Source organism: Nonomuraea sp. NPDC050783 (assembly GCF_040802095.1).
Lineage (GTDB): Bacteria > Actinomycetota > Actinomycetes > Streptosporangiales > Streptosporangiaceae > Nonomuraea.
In genome coordinates, this window is the sequence record NZ_JBFAHK010000006.1 from 126,285 (window position 1) to 141,711 (window position 15,427).

General features: G+C 75.0%; 12 protein-coding genes. 7 read left to right on the forward strand and 5 right to left on the reverse strand.

The annotated features are described in order from the left end of the window. The first annotated feature begins 64 nt into the window (after window positions 1-64). The 3 genes from AB0H75_RS18050 (at window position 65) to AB0H75_RS18060 (ending at window position 3,195) form a co-directional block, all read left to right on the forward strand. Window positions 65-736 carry a restriction endonuclease gene (locus AB0H75_RS18050; protein WP_367797385.1) on the forward strand — a complete coding sequence of 224 codons (672 nt, stop codon included), beginning with the start codon at window positions 65-67 and terminating at the stop codon, window positions 734-736. A gap of 155 nt (window positions 737-891) precedes the next feature. Then, the gene (locus AB0H75_RS18055; RefSeq protein WP_367797387.1) at window positions 892-2,289 is read left to right on the forward strand and encodes a hypothetical protein; all 1,398 of its coding nucleotides are present in this window, start codon (window positions 892-894) and stop codon (window positions 2,287-2,289) included. Window positions 2,290-2,367: 78 nt separating this feature from the next. After that, a complete protein-coding gene (locus tag AB0H75_RS18060) occupies window positions 2,368-3,195 on the forward strand; it encodes an alpha/beta fold hydrolase (protein WP_367797389.1) in 828 nt (275 codons plus the stop codon). Between the two features lie 3 nt (window positions 3,196-3,198). Here AB0H75_RS18060 and AB0H75_RS18065 read toward each other — a convergent pair whose 3' ends face one another. Further along, window positions 3,199-4,536, reverse strand: coding sequence for an MFS transporter (locus tag AB0H75_RS18065; protein ID WP_367797391.1), 1,338 nt, complete (start codon window positions 4,534-4,536; stop codon window positions 3,199-3,201). A 149-nt stretch (window positions 4,537-4,685) separates the two neighbouring features. On the opposite strand from AB0H75_RS18065, the gene AB0H75_RS18070 reads away from it, so the two are divergent. The 4 genes from AB0H75_RS18070 to AB0H75_RS18085 all read left to right on the forward strand — a co-directional run bounded on the left by AB0H75_RS18070 (window position 4,686) and on the right by AB0H75_RS18085 (window position 8,166). Then, the gene (locus AB0H75_RS18070) at window positions 4,686-5,600 is read left to right on the forward strand and encodes a sugar kinase (RefSeq protein WP_367797393.1); all 915 of its coding nucleotides are present in this window, start codon (window positions 4,686-4,688) and stop codon (window positions 5,598-5,600) included. A 73-nt stretch (window positions 5,601-5,673) separates the two neighbouring features. Further along, on the forward strand, window positions 5,674-6,303 hold the full coding sequence (locus tag AB0H75_RS18075; protein WP_367797395.1) for a bifunctional 4-hydroxy-2-oxoglutarate aldolase/2-dehydro-3-deoxy-phosphogluconate aldolase: 630 nt from the start codon (window positions 5,674-5,676) through the stop codon (window positions 6,301-6,303). A 118-nt stretch (window positions 6,304-6,421) separates the two neighbouring features. Then, window positions 6,422-7,195 carry a FadR/GntR family transcriptional regulator gene (locus tag AB0H75_RS18080; protein ID WP_367797397.1) on the forward strand — a complete coding sequence of 258 codons (774 nt, stop codon included), beginning with the start codon at window positions 6,422-6,424 and terminating at the stop codon, window positions 7,193-7,195. A gap of 65 nt (window positions 7,196-7,260) precedes the next feature. After that, a complete protein-coding gene (locus AB0H75_RS18085) occupies window positions 7,261-8,166 on the forward strand; it encodes a D-isomer specific 2-hydroxyacid dehydrogenase family protein (RefSeq protein WP_367797399.1) in 906 nt (301 codons plus the stop codon). A 25-nt stretch (window positions 8,167-8,191) separates the two neighbouring features. On the opposite strand, the gene AB0H75_RS18090 is transcribed toward AB0H75_RS18085, so the two are convergent. From AB0H75_RS18090 to AB0H75_RS18105, 4 genes are all read right to left on the reverse strand, one after another. Continuing rightward, a complete protein-coding gene (locus AB0H75_RS18090; RefSeq protein ID WP_367797401.1) occupies window positions 8,192-9,580 on the reverse strand; it encodes a M20/M25/M40 family metallo-hydrolase in 1,389 nt (462 codons plus the stop codon). A gap of 138 nt (window positions 9,581-9,718) precedes the next feature. Beyond that, window positions 9,719-11,230, reverse strand: a complete 1,512-nt coding sequence (locus AB0H75_RS18095) for a M28 family peptidase (protein ID WP_367797403.1) — start codon at window positions 11,228-11,230, stop codon at window positions 9,719-9,721. A gap of 189 nt (window positions 11,231-11,419) precedes the next feature. Further along, entirely contained in the window at window positions 11,420-12,640 is a 1,221-nt protein-coding gene (locus AB0H75_RS18100; RefSeq protein WP_367797405.1) for an MFS transporter, read from the reverse strand. A gap of 743 nt (window positions 12,641-13,383) precedes the next feature. Then, window positions 13,384-15,363 carry a protein kinase gene (locus tag AB0H75_RS18105; RefSeq protein ID WP_367797407.1) on the reverse strand — a complete coding sequence of 660 codons (1,980 nt, stop codon included), beginning with the start codon at window positions 15,361-15,363 and terminating at the stop codon, window positions 13,384-13,386. Window positions 15,364-15,427: the final 64 nt, after the last annotated feature.

A 15,427-nucleotide genomic window follows, 5' to 3' on the forward strand; every position in this document is an offset into this window, starting at 1 on the left:
GCGTGCATTCTGTCGGCGCCGCCGTTCATACTCGCCATCAGCGCCGGTTTCAGCGGGAGGAACGATGGCGAGGCGATCCAGGAGCCGCAGGAACAAGCGGTCCAAGTCCGCAGGAAACGAGCTGTCGTGGCTGCTCGCAGCGGGGGTGGTCGTGGCCGCGGCCGTCCTCGTCGCCCGGTTCGCGGCCGAGCACCCGGGGTGGGCGGCGGCCGTCGCCGCCCTCCTGGCCGCGCTCTTCGGCGGCGGGCTCGTCCTGCGCTACCGGGTCATCCAGGCGCAGCGCCGGCGGTTCCTCGCCGCCAACGCGGAGCTGGCGAAGGTCGATCTCATGACCGGCCCGCAGTTCGAGCACCTCGTGGCCGAGCGCATGATCGCCGAAGGGTTCCGGCGCGTCCGGGAGCGGGGCGGGAGCGGCGACGGCGGGGTGGACATCACCGCCGTCGCGCCCGGCGGGGCGCCCTACGCCGTCCAGTGCAAGCGTTACAGCAGGAGCGTCGGCGCGCCGGAGGTCCGCAACTTCCTCGGCGCGCTGGCCAACACCTTCGCCGGGCACACCGGGGTGCTCGTGACCTCGGGCCGTCTCACCCGGCAGGCCCGCACGGAGGCGCTCAACGCGCGGCAGGCCCTGGTGCTGGTCGAGCGCGACCGCCTGGCCGACTGGCTGATCGGCAGGAGCGCGCTGTTGCCCCGGCGGGTGCCGCCACTGACCCAAGGGGACGAGCCGGCGAGCGCGTGACCGGCCCGGCGAGCGGGTGACCGGGCCGGCGAGCGGGTGACCGGCCTGGCGAGCGGGTGACCGGCCTGGTGAGCGCATGATCGACTCGCGGGCGAGGGCTCCGCTAAGGTGGGGCGCTTCGTTCCGCGTTCCCCGCACACCCCCCAGGAACCCGCGTGCTACGTCATCGTTCCGGCCCGATCGCCGCGCTGTTCGTGGCCGTGGTCGTCGTCGTTGCCGGCGTCGTCGCCTTCGCCACCGGCGACGTGCGCTTCTCCCTGCGGCTCGTCTACTGGGGAGGCTACTGGGGCTTCGGCGGGCCGGAGCGGGGGTTCGATCCCGGCTTCGCCGTGACGCTGGTCCTGGTGGGGCTGTTGCAGGCATGGGCGCTCTGGCAGCTCCTGCCGGGACGGCACGCCGGTAGGGGAGGGGAGCCGGGCCGGCGCCGAGGAGCGGTGGGCTGGGAAGAATGGTCGTTGCGGGTCGCGCTGTGCGCCTGGGCGGCGACCGCGCTCGCTGACCGCCTGCCCTGGGACGGCTTTCCGGAGGAGCTCGCGCAGCTCGCCGTCGTGGTGCTGTTCCACCTGGTCATGCGCGGGGTCTCCCGCCCGCTGCGGCTGGCGGCGCTGGCGGCCGGGCTGTGCCGGCCGGTGGTGTCGATCGTCGGCATGGCGCTGGAGCTGTCCGGGAACGACAGCGGGTCCCTCCTCTGGTCGAGCGGGCCGCCGGCGAACGTGTTGTGGCTGGTCTGGACGGTGCTCATCCTGGTGGCGCAGGCGAAGGACGGCCGGTGGCGGCGCGGCACGCTGTGGGCGGGAGCCGCGGCGGCCGCCGGGTCGCTCCTCGCGCCGGGCCTCCTCCCGCCGGACCCCGGAAGCCTGCTCGAAGGAGCGAGCGCCTGGCAGGAGGGGGTTGGGCTGGCGACGAGCGTCCTCACGGCGGTGTGGCTCGTCCGCTCCGCCCGGGAGCTCGGCGACCGGCCGGGGGAGCCGCGTCCCTCCGCGCCCGCGATCCCGCCGGGCCGGTGGCCGGCGCGGGCGGCGGCGGTCCTGCTGCCGCTGGCCCCCGCCGTGGTCAACATGACGGACGGAGTGCTCACGTGGATCGGGCCGCGTGGCGCGATCGCGTCCTGGTTCGCCACGGACGGGTGGTACCTCCGGTCGCTCTGGTCGTCGCTCGACGTGCTGGTGGGTGTCGGCGGCGCCACCGGGCTGGTGCTGGCGGCCGTGCTGGTGCGGACGCGGCGGCTGCTCCTCGGCACGATCTGGGCCCTGCTGCTCACCGCCGCGATGGGCGTGGCGAGCGCGCTGACGGCGGGAGACGGAGGCGCGTACGGGGCCGAGGGCCACCCGGCCGCCCTCTTCCGCGCGAGCGACTCCATCAGGGTGCTCGGTCTCGACGGAGTGCCCCCGGCCGAGATGACCGGCATCTCGCCGCTCTGGTACAGCGCGGCCCTCGCGGGCTCCGCTCTCCTCCTGACGCTCACCTCCGCGTACCGCGAAGGCGGTCCGGGCCGGACGGCCGCCGCGAGCCTGGCCACGGCGGCGCTGCTCGCGCTCGCCGCGCGGGAATGAGCCCGCCGGGCCCATGTTCCGGCTCCGCGGGAACATTCGTCCAAGACCGGCAGCCGGCCGCCCGTGCACAGTCTCCCCATGAGGGAATACGACATCGAGCACTCGCATGGGATGCACGTGGTCCATGACGGCCCGCGGCAGGCGCCGCCGTTGCTGCTCATCCACGGGTCGGGGGCCTCGGGCGGTTTCTGGGGTCCAGTGGTGCCGGCACTGGCGGGCCACCATCACGTCGTCCAGGTCGACCTGCCGGGGTGCGGCCAGTCCCCGCCCGCGCCGTCGTACGACGTGCCCGCGCAGGCGGGTCAGGTGGCGGCGCTGCTGGACGACCTCGGCCTTCGTCATGTCCCGGTGGCCGGGCACTCCAGCGGCGGCTACGTCGCCACCGCGCTCGCCGAGCAGCGGCCCGACCTCGTCGGTTCGCTTTCGTTGATCAGTAGCGGCCCGAGCCCGGACGCGCTCCTCCGGCAGCCGCTCATTCTCCGGGCGCTGCTGGCCCCGCCGTTGGGCCCGCTCATCTGGCCGAGGCGTTCGGACGCGATGATCCGCAAGGGGATCAGCGCGACGGCCGCCCGCCCGGTGGACCTCCCGGACGACGTGGTCGCCGACGTACGGAGCATCACCTATCGCGTCATGAGAACGGTGCTGCGCCAGAACACCGCCTACATCGCCGAACGGAGCCTGCCCGAGCGTCTGGCCGCCCTCGGGGTCCCCGTACAGGTGATCTTCGGTGCCGCGGACCCCCGCTGGGAGCCGTCCTCGGCGCACCGGTACGACGCGGTGCCCAACGCCCGGGTCGAGGTGCTGCCAGGCGTCGGGCACCTGCCCATGCTCGAAGCGCCCGAGACGGTCGGCGAACTGCTGCTGAGCTTCACGGCAACGGGACCGCCGACCGCTCGCCATGCCTGATGCCTAGCCCGCCCGGCGGAGCTGCCGCGCCCTCGCGACCGCGCCAGGCCGGTCGGGCACGCCGGACCGGTCGGGCTTGCGCTCCCCGGGGATGGCGCCGGGGCGGTCGAGTTCCCGCCAGGCTCGGCCGACGAACGGCGGGAGCGAGATCAGCAGGTAGCCGCAGGTGAAGGCGTACAGGGTCGGGGCGAGCCCGGCGAGCGTCGTCAGCGTGCCGGCCAGCAGGCCGCCCACGGGCATGGCGGCGCAGGCGGCGGCGGTCATCGCCCCGATCACCCGGGCGCGCAGGCCGGGCGGGATCCGGTCGTACTGGAGCACGCCGAGGATGGGGTTGATCGCGCCCGCGGCGAAGCCGGAGGCCGCCGCGACCGCGACGGCGGCCGGCAGCGGCGCGCCGAGGGCCAGCACCAGCACCCGCGGCACCCCCGCCAGCAGGAACGCCGTGCCGTAGGTCAGCCTGCGGGGCAGCCGGTCGCCGACGGCCGCGTAGACGGCCGTCCCGGCGAGGGCGCCGGCGGCCACCGCCCCGGCCAGCAGGCCGAACGCGCGCGGGTCGCCCGCCACGTCCCGCGCGTACAGGGCCAGCAGGACCTGGGTGACGCCAGTGTCCAGCATGTTCACCACCACGAGCATCGCCGTGGCGCTGAGCTGCAGCCGGTCGCGCCACAGGAAGGCGAGCCCGTCGCGCAGCCCGCTCAGGTACCTGTCCCGCCCGCCGCCCGTGCCGGCGTCCGTGCGGCCGTCCGTGCGGCCGTCCGTGCCGGTGTCCGCGCCGCCGGCGCGCGGGAGCCCGCCGCCCACCAGGCACGCCGACAACACGAACGACACGCCGTCCACCACGAGCAGCGCGTCGGTGCCGAGCCAGACGATCAGCACCCCGGCCAGCGGCGCGCCCGCCATCGCCGCGCCGCGGTAGACCCCGTCGTAGGCCGCCGCCGCCCGCTCGATCCGCACCCCGCCGAGCGCCGCCAACTCCGGCAGCATGGCCTTGCGCGCGGTCTCGCCCGGCGTGGCCACCAGCCAGCGCAGGAACAGCAGCGCCAGCAGCACGGTGTACGACAACCCCGACGTCGCCGCCAGCACCGGCACGGCCAGCACCACGACCCCGCTGACCAGGTCCGACAGGACGCTGGCCCGCCGGAACCCGAGCCGGTCCACCAGCGTCCCGCCGAAGGCGGCCGAGACGACGACGGGCAGCGTGGTGGCGAACGCCGCCAGGCCCGTGAGCGCTGCGCTGCCCGTGGTCTCCAGCACGAACCACGGCACGGCCAGCACGCAGAGCATGGTCCCGGTGACGGAGAGGGCGTTCGCGGCCAGCAGGGTGATGAATGGACGCCTCACGCGCGAATGCCTCGTTTCCCGACCCGAAAGTTGCTCACGGTAGACGGGTGAGGCACGGGTCCGGATGACACCGGCCAGCCGATTGGACAAACGTGATTTGATACTACTATTGGGACACCTGATCCACCGGCCGTCACAGGAGGTCCGTCGTGAGCGTCGTGGTCTGCGGCGAGGCGATGCTGCTGATGCTGGCCGAGCCCGGCGTCCCTCTGGAACGTGCCACCGCCTTCCGCCGCTCGATCGCCGGCGCCGAGTCGAACGTCGCCGCCGGCCTGGCCCGGCTCGGCCACGAGGCCCGCTGGCTCGGCCGGGTCGGCGCGGACCCGGCGGGCAAGTCCGTGCTGGCCATGCTGCGCGCCGAGGGCATCGACACCCGCCACGCGATCGTCGATCCGCACGCCCCGACCGGGCTGCTGCTGCGCGACAGCCATCCGGCGCGGGCCATCGACGTCCAGTACTACCGCACGGGCTCGGCCGCCTCCCGCCTGGCTCCCGGCGAGCTGACGCCCGCGATGGTGAGCGGTGCCCGGATCGTCCATGTCACCGGTATCACGCCGATGTTGTCCGACTCGGCGCACCTGGCCACGCTCCGCCTGCTCGACCTGGCCCGCGAGGCGGGCGCGACGGTCTCGTTCGACCCGAACGTGCGGCTCAAGCTCGGCCCGCCCGAGCGGTGGCGCGAGCGGGTCGCGCCGCTCCTCGCCCGCGCCGACGTCGTGTTCGCCGGCGAGGACGAGCTGGAGCTGCTCGGCGTGGACCCGGCCGGGCTGCCCGGGCTGGCCGTGGTCAAGCACCGCGACAAGTCGGCGAGCTGCGCCGGGCTGCGGCAGGAGGCGTTCCCGGTGCCCGTGACGGACCCGGTGGGGGCGGGGGACGCGTTCGCGGCCGGGTTCCTGTCGGGGCTGCTGCGCGGGCTGCCGTACGAGGTGTGCCTGCGCGAGGCGGCGGCCGTGGCCGCGCTGGTCGTGCAGTGCGCCGACGACACCTCAGGGCTGCCCGACCGGGCCGGGCTGGACCGGGCGCTGGCCGCGTTCACCTCGGCCGGTGAGACCGTCCACCGTTGAGCACCGGGCCGGCGCGTCACCGGGCCGGCGCGTCGTCTGGCCGGCGCGTCGCCAGGCCGTCAGAGAGGGAGTCATGTACCGCTGGGAGATCGTCCGCGCCGTCACCGAGCAGCGGGTGTTCGGCATCGTCCGGAGCGCCGGGCCCGAGCAGGCGCTGGCCGCGGCCGGGGCCGTGCTCGACGCCGGGCTGCGGGCCGTCGAGGTGGCGCTCACCACGCCGCGCGCCCTCACCGCCGTCGCCCGCCTCACCGAGCTGCGGCCGGACGCCCTGGTCGGCGCCGGGACCGTGCTCGACGCCGCCGCCGCCCGCGCCGCCGTCGAGGCGGGGGCGCGTTTCCTCGTCTCGCCCAACCTGCATCCCGAGGTGATCCGCGCCGGTCACCGCTACGGCGTGCCGGTCTTCCCCGGCGTCGCGACCCCCACCGAGATCGTGCGGGCGCTGGAGGAGGGCGCGGACGCGGTGAAGATCTTCCCCGCGTCCGGACTGGCGCCGTCCTGGCTGCGTGACCTGCGGGCCGCGCTGCCGCAGGTGCCCGCCATCCCCACCGGGGGCGTGACGATCGACAACGCGCCCGAGTGGATCGCCGCCGGAGCCGTCGCCTGCGGCATGGGCTCGGCGCTGACCTCCGGCGGGGCCGAGGCCGCCGGAGCGCGCGTCACCGCGCTGCTCGCCCGCCTCGCCGAGGCCGGCTCGCCGCGATGACCGCGGATCGGCTCGCCGCGACGACCGGAGGCCGGCTCGCCGCGACGACCGGGGGCCGGTTCGCCGCGATGACCGGGGGCCGGTTCGCCGCGACGACCGGATCGACGGGGCCGTCCTGATGGAGCCGCGGGGCCTGCACGGGCAGGTGGTCGATCGGCTCGGCCGGGCGCTCGCGGCGGGGGAGCTGGACGAGGGCCAGGTCCTGCGGCTGGAGGACGTCCAGGAGCGGTACGGCGTCTCGCGGACGGTCGCCCGCGAGGCCGTCCGCGTGCTGGAGTCCAAGCGGCTGGTCACCAGCCGTCCCCGGGTCGGCGTCACCGTGTGCCCGATGAGCGCCTGGAACCTCTACGACCCGCAGGTGATCCGCTGGCGGCTCGCCTCGCCCCGGCGCGGCACGCAGCTCCGGGAGCTGGCCGAGCTGCGGGCCGCCGTCGAGCCGGCCGCCGCCGCGCTGGCCGCCGCGCACGCGGGCGAGCAGGCCCGGCGGGAGCTGGTCGCCGCCGCGCGGGCGTTGACCGGGGCGGCCCGGGCAGGGGACCGGGAGGGCTTCGTCGCCGCGGACGCCGCCTTCCATCGGGTGCTGCTCGCGGCGTCGGGGAACGGCATGTTCGCCCAGCTCGCCGGGGTGACCGAGGAGCTGCTGGTGTCCCGGGAGGAGCTGCGGCTGCTGCCCGAGCCGCTCGACACCGCGGCGGTCCTGCGGCACCTGGACGCGGCCGAGGCCGTGGCCGCCGGGCGCGCCGAGGAGGCGGCGCGGGCGGTGGGCTCGATCGTGCGGGCGGCGGGGGAGGAGGTGGAGCGCATCCTCGAAGGCGGGCCCTGCGCCCTGAGCCCGTCGGCCTACGACCGGCCGCCGCCGCCACCATCGCCATCGCCATCGCCATCGCCGTGAACCGGCCCATGCCAGTCGCCCAGCCCGCACCAGTCAACCGGTTCGAAGAACCAGGAGGAGTCCCGATGACCGTCGCCGTTCACGTCGGCCCCGAGCCCGTGCCCGTCCTCGTCGAGGCGGTCCGCCGCGCGGGCGGGCAGCCGGTGCCGCTGGAAGAGGCCGAGGCGATTGTCTACTACGGCAGCGGCGACCCGGACGAGCTGCGCGGCATGGTGCACGACCGGATCCGGTGGGTGCAGCTGCCGAACGCGGGCGTCGAGCGCCTGGCCGCCGCCGGGGTGATCACCGACGAGCCGGTCTTCACCGCGGCCACCGGCTCGTACGGCCCCCAGGTGGCCGAGCACACCCTCGCCCTCATGCTGGCCGCCGCCCGCCGGCTGTACCGGGACGCCAGGGCCACGAGCTGGGGGCCGAACGACTCGGCGGTGTTCGCCGGCTCGACCGTCGCGATCGTGGGCCACGGCGGCATCGGCCGGGCGCTCGTGCGGCTGCTGGAGCCGTTCGGCTGCCCGGTGATCGCCGTCACCGACCGCGGCGAGGCACCCGGCGCGGCCCGGGTCCTGCCCCGGGACCGCTTCCGCGAGGCGCTGCCCGAGGCCGCCTACGTGGTCGTCGCCGCGCCCCTCACACCCCGCACGCGCGGCATGTTCGGGGCGCGCGAGTTCGCGCTCATGCGCGAGGACGCCTGGCTGGTGAACGTCGCCCGCGGCGCCCTCGTCGTCACCGACGACCTGGTGGCCGCGCTGCGCGAGCGGCGCATCGGCGGCGCCGCGCTCGACGTCACCGACCCCGAGCCGCTGCCGGACGGCCACGCGCTGTGGGAGCTGGACAACGTCCTCATCACGCCGCACAGCGCGAACCCGCGGCCCGCCTACTGGCGGGGGCTGGTGGAGCGAGTCACGAGCAACGTGCGCCGCTTCGCCGAGGGCGCCCCGCTGGAGGGCCGCGTCTCCCCGTCCGAGGGTTTCTGAACGGGGAGCCGCGCGGCCGGCCCGGTCAGCTCGCGGGGGCCGGGTAGCTGACCGGCCCGCGGTGGCCCTGCCGGTCCACGGCGCGCACCCCGAACTGGTAGTTGTCCTTCGACAGCCCCTCCACCGTGTACGAGGTCACGTTCCCGACGAAGCGCGAGTGCGTCCACATCGGCTCGGTCGTGCCCCGCCAGACCACCTCGTACCCGGCGACGTCGGGCTCGGGGTTGGCGTCCCAGCGCAGGTCCGTGTCGTTCGTGAGCCGGCTGGTGACGATGGCCGCCCGCACCGGCGCGCGTGGCCCGCGGGCCAGTGCCGCCAGCGCGGCGACGTTGACCTGCGCCACCCGCGCCACGTAGCCGGTCTCCACGAACCGCGTCAGGTCGCCGTACTGGACCCCGTCCTCGACCCGCACGTCCTGGTGCTGGTGGCGGTAGTCCTCGTGCACCTCGGTGAAGCGCACGGCGGGGTAGCCCTGCTGGAGGAACGGGATCTGGTCGCCGCCCCGCAGGTACCGGTCCCTGCGGTAGTACAGGCTCGCGTCGAACCACGGCACGTACCGCTCGGCCGTCTCGCGGACGAAGCGGGCGAGCTGCCGGGAGACCCCGTCGTTCTCGCCGCCGACCGACTGGCGCACGCTCGCCTGGGCCGGGGTCTCCGAGGTGGGCACGCCCTCGGAGAACACCCGCACGGCCCCGGGGGCGCTCCCGTTCTCGCCGTCGGCGCTGCCCACGATGTCGTTGGTGAACATGCCCTGGATGTCGGTGTTGCTCTGTCTGGCCTGCTGGGCATAGTACGCCGACCCGTACAGGCCCTGCTCCTCGCCCGCGACCGCCATGAACACCACGGTCGCGTCGAACGTGCGGGTGGCCATGACGCGGGCGGCCTCGATGGCGACCGCGACCCCGGAGGCGTCGTCGTCGGCGCCGGGGGCGTCGCAGGTGGCGTCCATGACGTCGGTGCAGCGGGAGTCGTAGTGGCCGCTGACCACGTACGTGCGCCCCGCCGAGGCGTCCTGCGAGCCCCGCAGCGTGGCGACCACGTTCGTGATCGTCGTGGGGACGGGGACGCGCGGCGAGACGGGCTGGACGAACGACTGCTTCTCCACCGTCATGCGCCCGCCGGAGGTGGCGGCGATCCTGGCGAACTCGCCGTGGATCCAGTCCCGGGCGGCGCCGATGCCGCGGGCGGGGTCGTCCTGGCTGGACAGCGTGTGCCGGGTGCCGAACGAGACCAGCTTGGCGATGGTCCGGCCGATGGCCCGCGCGTCCACCTGCCGGACCATCGCGTCGATGTCCGGGTCGCGGGGCGTGTCCGCCTCGGCGGCCGGGGTCAGCACGCCGGCCAGCAGGAAGACGATCAGTAGCGGAAAAGCTGATTTATAGGCTCTTTTCAGGGCAAGAGGGGATAGTGCCATGACGTGGCTCCATGAGAATGCAGGGATGCTCCGGGCCGGCTCTTCTCCGTGGGCCGGCCCGGAGGGCTTCCGGGGCGATCGTTCCCGATGGCTACCGGGTGATCGTTCCCGAGGGTTGCCGGGCGATCGTTCCGAGGGTTACCGCGTGATCGTGACGTCGTCCACGCCCGCCTCGACCAGCGAGGCTCCCGACGCGTCGGCCGCGTCCACGACCACGCGGACCGTCTGGCCCGCGAACGCGTTCAGGCTCGCCGTGGCGGTGGCCCAGGCGCCGTCGCGGTTGGTGGCCGCGCCCGCCTGGTTGAGCACGGTGAGCGTGGTGGTGCCCACGACGCGGACCCGGAGGTAGTCGGCGCTGGAGGCGTTCGAGCCGTGCGCCAGGTACCACGACAGCGACAGGTTCAGCGGCCCCGAGGCAGGCAACGTGATCGGCGGCGACTGGATCGAGGTGACGCCGCCGTCGATGTCGTACGCGCCTGCCGACGAGCCCGCCAGCCGGCCCGTGACCAGGTCGTTCGTGCCACTGACCGTGGTGCCGAGCTGCTTGGCGCCGCTGGAGGAGGTGGCCTCGGGGTCGCCGCGCTCCCACTGGCCGAGCGTGGCGGTGTCGGTGCCGGCCGGGTCGGCCGTCCATCCGTTCGCGCTCTCGAAGGTGTCCTGCCACACCACGACGGGCGGCGTGGCGGTGGCGATCGTCCACACCGCGTACGCGATGGCGTCGGCGTTCCTGTCCAGCGCGGTGTCGTTGATGTTGGCGGTCGTGTCGCACGAGCGGTGGTAGCAGCTGTCGAACGCCTGCCCGGAGGTGCCGCCCCACAGCGCGGCCTGGGCGGCGGTCTTGATGCCCTCCGCGCCGGTGAACGTCCCGCCCGCGGCGATGCCGGCGGCGATGAAGGGCCCGTAGTCGGAGCGGCCGTCGAAGTCGGTGCCGCGGGTGGGCACGCCGATCGAGGTGAAGTAGTCCTGGAGGACGCGCTCCAGCGCCGCCGACCCGGCGGGCCCCGGCCCGGAGCCCGTTCCGTCCGAGTTGTCGCCGTCGTACAGGAAGTATCCGGGGTTGGGGGAGCCGACCATGTCGAAGTTCAGGTACGCCTTGATCCGCGCCCGCTCGGCGGCCGGCAGGTTGTTCACGTAGAACTGCGACCCGCGCAGCCCCAGCTCCTCCGCGCCCCACCAGGCGAAGCGCAGGTGCTTGACCGGTTGGAGCGCCTGGCGCGAGACCGCGAGCGCGGTCTCCAGGACGGCCGCGCTGCCCGAGCCGTTGTCGTTGATGCCGGGCCCGGCCGTCACGCTGTCGAGGTGCGCCCCGACCATGAGGACGTCGTCGGGGTTGCCGCCGGGCCAGTCGGCGATGACGTTGTAGCCGGTGGCGCCGTTGTAGGTGAACGACTGGAGGGTGGTGGTGAACCCGGCGGCGTCGAGCCGGGACCTGACGTAGTTCGCCGAGGCCAGGTAGCCGGGCCGGCCGTGGGCGCGGTTGCCGCCGTTGGCGCTGGCGATCGACTGCAACTGGCTCAGGTGGGCCTTGACGTTGGCCAGCGGGATGTCGGGGGCCGCCGCCGCGGTGGCGGTGGCGGTGGCGGCCCGGGCGGGCGTGCCCAGCAGGGGCAGGCAGAGGGTGACGATCGCCGCGACGATGGTCGATCTCATGCTGTTCGTCCAGGCCGAACGGCTGGATAAGAGCATGGCGGCGCCTCCATCCGAGGTCGAGGGTGGAAGATCCCGAGATGGTGCTCTCTGGACCGTAACCTCCCGAACCGTCTTCGCCCAGGGCCCCTGCCGGGGACGGGCGGGCGCGCCCCGGGCCGACCGCTAGGCGGACGCGCCCGGGGCTGACCGCTAGGCGGACGCGCCCCGAGCGGACCGCGCGGCCGGGTCCTGGACGGGCCGTGCGGCGGAGTCCTGGACGGCGGCCGGGGTCCGGGCCGGGCGGGCCGAGGCGGCGACCAGGACGGCCAGCCCGGCCACGGTGATCCCGGCGCCCACCCATAGCGGCGAGACGTAGCCCAGCCCGGCGCCGATGGCCAGGCCGCCGAGCCAGGCGCCGAACGCGTTGCCGATGTTGAAGGCGGCGATGTTCGCGCCGGAGGCCATCGTGGGCGCGTCCGGGGCGTACCGCATGATCCGGAGCTGCAGCCCCGGCGCGGTGGCCATCCCGACCGCCCCCATGAGCAGCAGCGACACGACGGTCACGACCTGGCTCCCCGCCGTCAGCGCGAACACCGCGAGCACCGCCGCCAGCAGCGCCAGGATCACCGTCAGCGACCCGTTCAGCGACCGGTCGGCGGCCCTGCCGCCCGCGTAGTTGCCCGCGAAGGTGCCGGCCCCGAACAGCACCAGCAGCCACGGCACCGTCGCCGCCGCGAACCCGCTGACCTCGGTGAGCGTGAACGCGATGTAGGTGAACGCGCCGAACATCCCGCCGAAGGCCAGCACCGTGATCAGCGCCGAGACCCAGACCTGCGGCCTGCGGAAGACCGCCAGCTCGCCGCGCAGGCTCCCCCCTGCGGGCGCGGGCGTCCGCGGCACCAGCACCTTGATCCCGGCCAGGGCCACGACACCGATGACGGTGATCGCCCAGAACGTCGAACGCCAGCCGAGCTGCTGGCCGAGCAGCGTGCCCAGCGGCACCCCGAGCACGTTGGCCGCGGTCAGCCCGGCGAACATCAGCGAGATGGCCCCGGCCCGCCGCTCCGGCACGACCAGGTCGGCCGCCACCACCGAGCCGACGCCGAAGAACGCGCCGTGGCACAGCGCCGCGACCACCCGGCCCGCCAGCAGCACGCCGTACGTGGGCGCGACCGCCGAGATCAGGTTGCCCGCGACGAACAACACCATCAGCGCCATCAGCACCTTCTTGCGATCGAACCGGGTGATCGCGGCGGTCAGCACGATCGCGCCGACCGCGACGCTGAGGGCGTAACCCGAGACCAGGTACCCGGCCACCGGCTCGGTGACCCCGAAGTCGGCCGCCACCTCGGGCAGCAGGCCGATGATGCCGAACTCGGTGAGCCCGATGCCGAAACCCCCGAGCGCCAGGGCGAGAAGCCCGATGGGCATGACGTCATCCTCCAATAAATGCTTCAGCCGTTATGAGGCGTATGCAATTATTGCAGGCGCGGATCACTCGTTCGAGTGGCCGACCGGCCATCATCCGAAAGAATCCGGCCAACGGTGTGCGCTCACGGCACGACCTCCGCCCACCTGCCGGCACCACCCGCACTCCCGTCCCCGAAAGCCACCAGGCACGGCCATGCCACACCCGGCGGGCCTGCTGTCACCGCCGCTAGGGGAGCGGGTGACGGCGCACAGGACGGCGCCGCCGAGCAAGGGCCCGCGGGCAGGCCCCCAGCCGGGGCGACCCTCACCGCCCGGTTCCCCACGGAACCGGCCACGCCGCCCCGGGCCTCGACACCGCCGACCCGGACACCACTGGCCTGGATCCAGTCGTCACCCGCACGTATCCGGGCACCATCCGCCCGGACCCGAGTGCCGTCGGCACGCGGATCCGGGTGCCACTCGTACAGGACCTGGGGGCTGCCGGCCTGGTCCCAGGTGTCGCCTGCGCGGATCTGGACGCTGCCCGTACGGGTCGGGGACCCCAGACGCGCGGACCCGGGCGCCGCTCGCGCGGGTCCGGGTGGACGGCCTCCGTCGCGGTCAGGCGAGCCGGGTCGGGCGCCCGGCCCGAGTCCGGCCGGATGTGCGGTCGGAGCCTGGTCAGGTGTTCGGCCCGAGCCCGGTCGGGTTTTCGGGCTCGGGCGGCCGGTCAGGCGCTCGGACTCAGGGCCGTTCGCCGAGCTTCAGGCGACGGGCTGGACGTTCTCTAGCAAACCGGACACCGGCGTGCGGAACGTCAGCGTGCCGGACACCGGCGTGCCGGAAAGCGTCGCGCCGGAGAGCAGCGTGCCGGAGAGCGGCGTGCTCACCTTCGCCTGCTCGGGGTGGTGCCCGGCCGTCACTGCGAGCGCGAGCCGCCCGCCCTGCACCGGCGCCTCCGCCCCCGTGTCAGGGCCGCCACGGAAGAGCCAGGCCAGGGCGGCCAGCACCAGCACCAGGAGGACGACCGTGATCACCAGCGCGGTCAGGCACCCCGTGGCCAGCCCCCGCCTGGGCCGGGCCGGCCGGTAGCCCGGCAACGGGCCCTGGCCGGTGGCCGTGTGGTGGGGGAGTGGCCCCTGGCCGGTCCGGTGGTGAGGACGCGAGAGCGGCATCCGCCCCGCCCGAGGAGGAGGCGGCGGCACGACCCCACTCGACATCGGCCCGGTGCGATCGGCGTGCGGCATCGGCCCGGTCCGGTCCACGTACGGCCCAGGTCCCGTGTGGTCCGCGTGCGGCACTGGCCCTGTACGGTCGGCGTGCGGCGCCGGTCCCGTACGGTCGGCGTACGGGACCGGTCCCGTGTGGTCGGCGTGTGGCGCCGGCCCTGTACGGTCGGGGCGTGGTGCCGGGCCGCCGCCGTGGTCAGGGTGCGGCGGGTGGCCGTGGCCGCCTCGTGCGGGCGGTCGCGGGGCCTGCTGGCCGCCGGGCGCCTGTCCCGTACGGTCGGCGTGCGAAGGCGGCGCCATGCCGGGCACGGGCCCGCTCCGCTCGGCGGGCGGCACCGGCGAGCCTGGCGGCACGGACGGTCCCGGCATCGCGGACGGCCCCGGCCCCGGCGGCGCGGTCGGCCCCGGCGGCGCGGGCGCCCCCTGGGGGACCGGTGCTCCCGGCGGGATCGAAGACCCCGGCGCCCCCTGCGGGATTGGCGACCCCGGTGCTCCCTGCGACCCCGGTGACCCTTGTGGAACGGGTGCCCCAGGCGGGACCGGCGGCCCCGGTGGGGGCGGCTGCATGCCGGCCGGCGGGCCCGTGCGTTCGGCCGGGGGGACCGGGCCGGGGGCGCGGGTGAGGGGGGCGAACTCGGAGGCGTTCCAGGCGTTGGTCAGGTGCTTGGAGGCGGCGAGCTCGGCGGCCGGCTCGTCGGCCGCCTCGACCAGCTCCAGCAGCAGCTGCCGCGCGGTCGGCCGGCGCGCCGGATCGGGGTGGATGGCCGCCGCCACCAGCCGGTCCAGCGGCGCGGGCAGCCCCCGCAGGTCCGGCGGCGCGGTACGGGCCCGCGCCGCCATGACGTAGGCGTCCCCTTCGCCGAACGGGTGCCCGCCCAGCCCCGCGTACGCGATCAGCGACCCCCACGCGAACACGTCTCCGGCCGGGCTGGTGCGCCCCTCGAAGACCTGCTCGGGAGCGATCCAGCCGGGCGTGCCCATGACCATGCCGGCGTTGGTGTGCCGGGCGTTGACGTGCGTGGAGCGCGCCAGCCCGAAGTCGATCACCCGCGGCCCGGCCAGCGTCAGCATGACGTTGGCCGGCTTGAGGTCGCGGTGGACCAGCCCCGCCGCGTGGATGGCGGTCAGCGCGGCGGCCACGCCGACGGCGGCGGCGTGCAGCACCGACGGCGACAGCGCCCCGTGCTCGATGAGGTGGTCTTCCAGCGAGATGCCGTCGATGTACTCGGTGACCAGGTAGAGCACGCCCCGGTCCTCGCCGTGGTCGAGCACCCGGGCCGTGCAGAACGAGGCGACCTTGCGCGCGTTGGACACCTCTTCGTGGAAGCGCGCCCGGTAGACCGGGTCGGCGGTGTAGTCGCGCCGGATGGCCTTGAGGGCCACCCGCGAGCCGTCGGCGGCCTTGGCGAGGTAGACGACCCCCATGCCGCCGGTGCCGAGACGGCTGATCAGCTCGTAGGAGCCGATCGCCGGCGGGTCTTCCGGCTTCAGCGGAGTGCCTGCGGAGCGCCCCAAAGTCGCCGTCCTCTCGCCGTCGTCATCCCGTGCCAAACCGAACCGTTCCTCCGCCCGGCATGCC

What these genes read in the sequence shown, in the direction of transcription:
- AB0H75_RS18050 (WP_367797385.1), top strand. Translation starts at nt 65, where the DNA reads ATGGCGAGGCGATCCAGGAGCCGCAGGAACAAGCGGTCCAAGTCCGCA.
- AB0H75_RS18060 (WP_367797389.1), top strand. Translation starts at nt 2,368, where the DNA reads ATGAGGGAATACGACATCGAGCACTCGCATGGGATGCACGTGGTCCAT.
- AB0H75_RS18075 (WP_367797395.1), top strand. Translation starts at nt 5,674, where the DNA reads ATGTACCGCTGGGAGATCGTCCGCGCCGTCACCGAGCAGCGGGTGTTC.
- AB0H75_RS18080 (WP_367797397.1), top strand. Translation starts at nt 6,422, where the DNA reads ATGGAGCCGCGGGGCCTGCACGGGCAGGTGGTCGATCGGCTCGGCCGG.
- AB0H75_RS18085 (WP_367797399.1), top strand. Translation starts at nt 7,261, where the DNA reads ATGACCGTCGCCGTTCACGTCGGCCCCGAGCCCGTGCCCGTCCTCGTC.
- AB0H75_RS18090 (WP_367797401.1), bottom strand. Translation starts at nt 9,580, where the DNA reads ATGGCACTATCCCCTCTTGCCCTGAAAAGAGCCTATAAATCAGCTTTT.
- AB0H75_RS18095 (WP_367797403.1), bottom strand. Translation starts at nt 11,230, where the DNA reads ATGAGATCGACCATCGTCGCGGCGATCGTCACCCTCTGCCTGCCCCTG.
- AB0H75_RS18100 (WP_367797405.1), bottom strand. Translation starts at nt 12,640, where the DNA reads ATGCCCATCGGGCTTCTCGCCCTGGCGCTCGGGGGTTTCGGCATCGGG.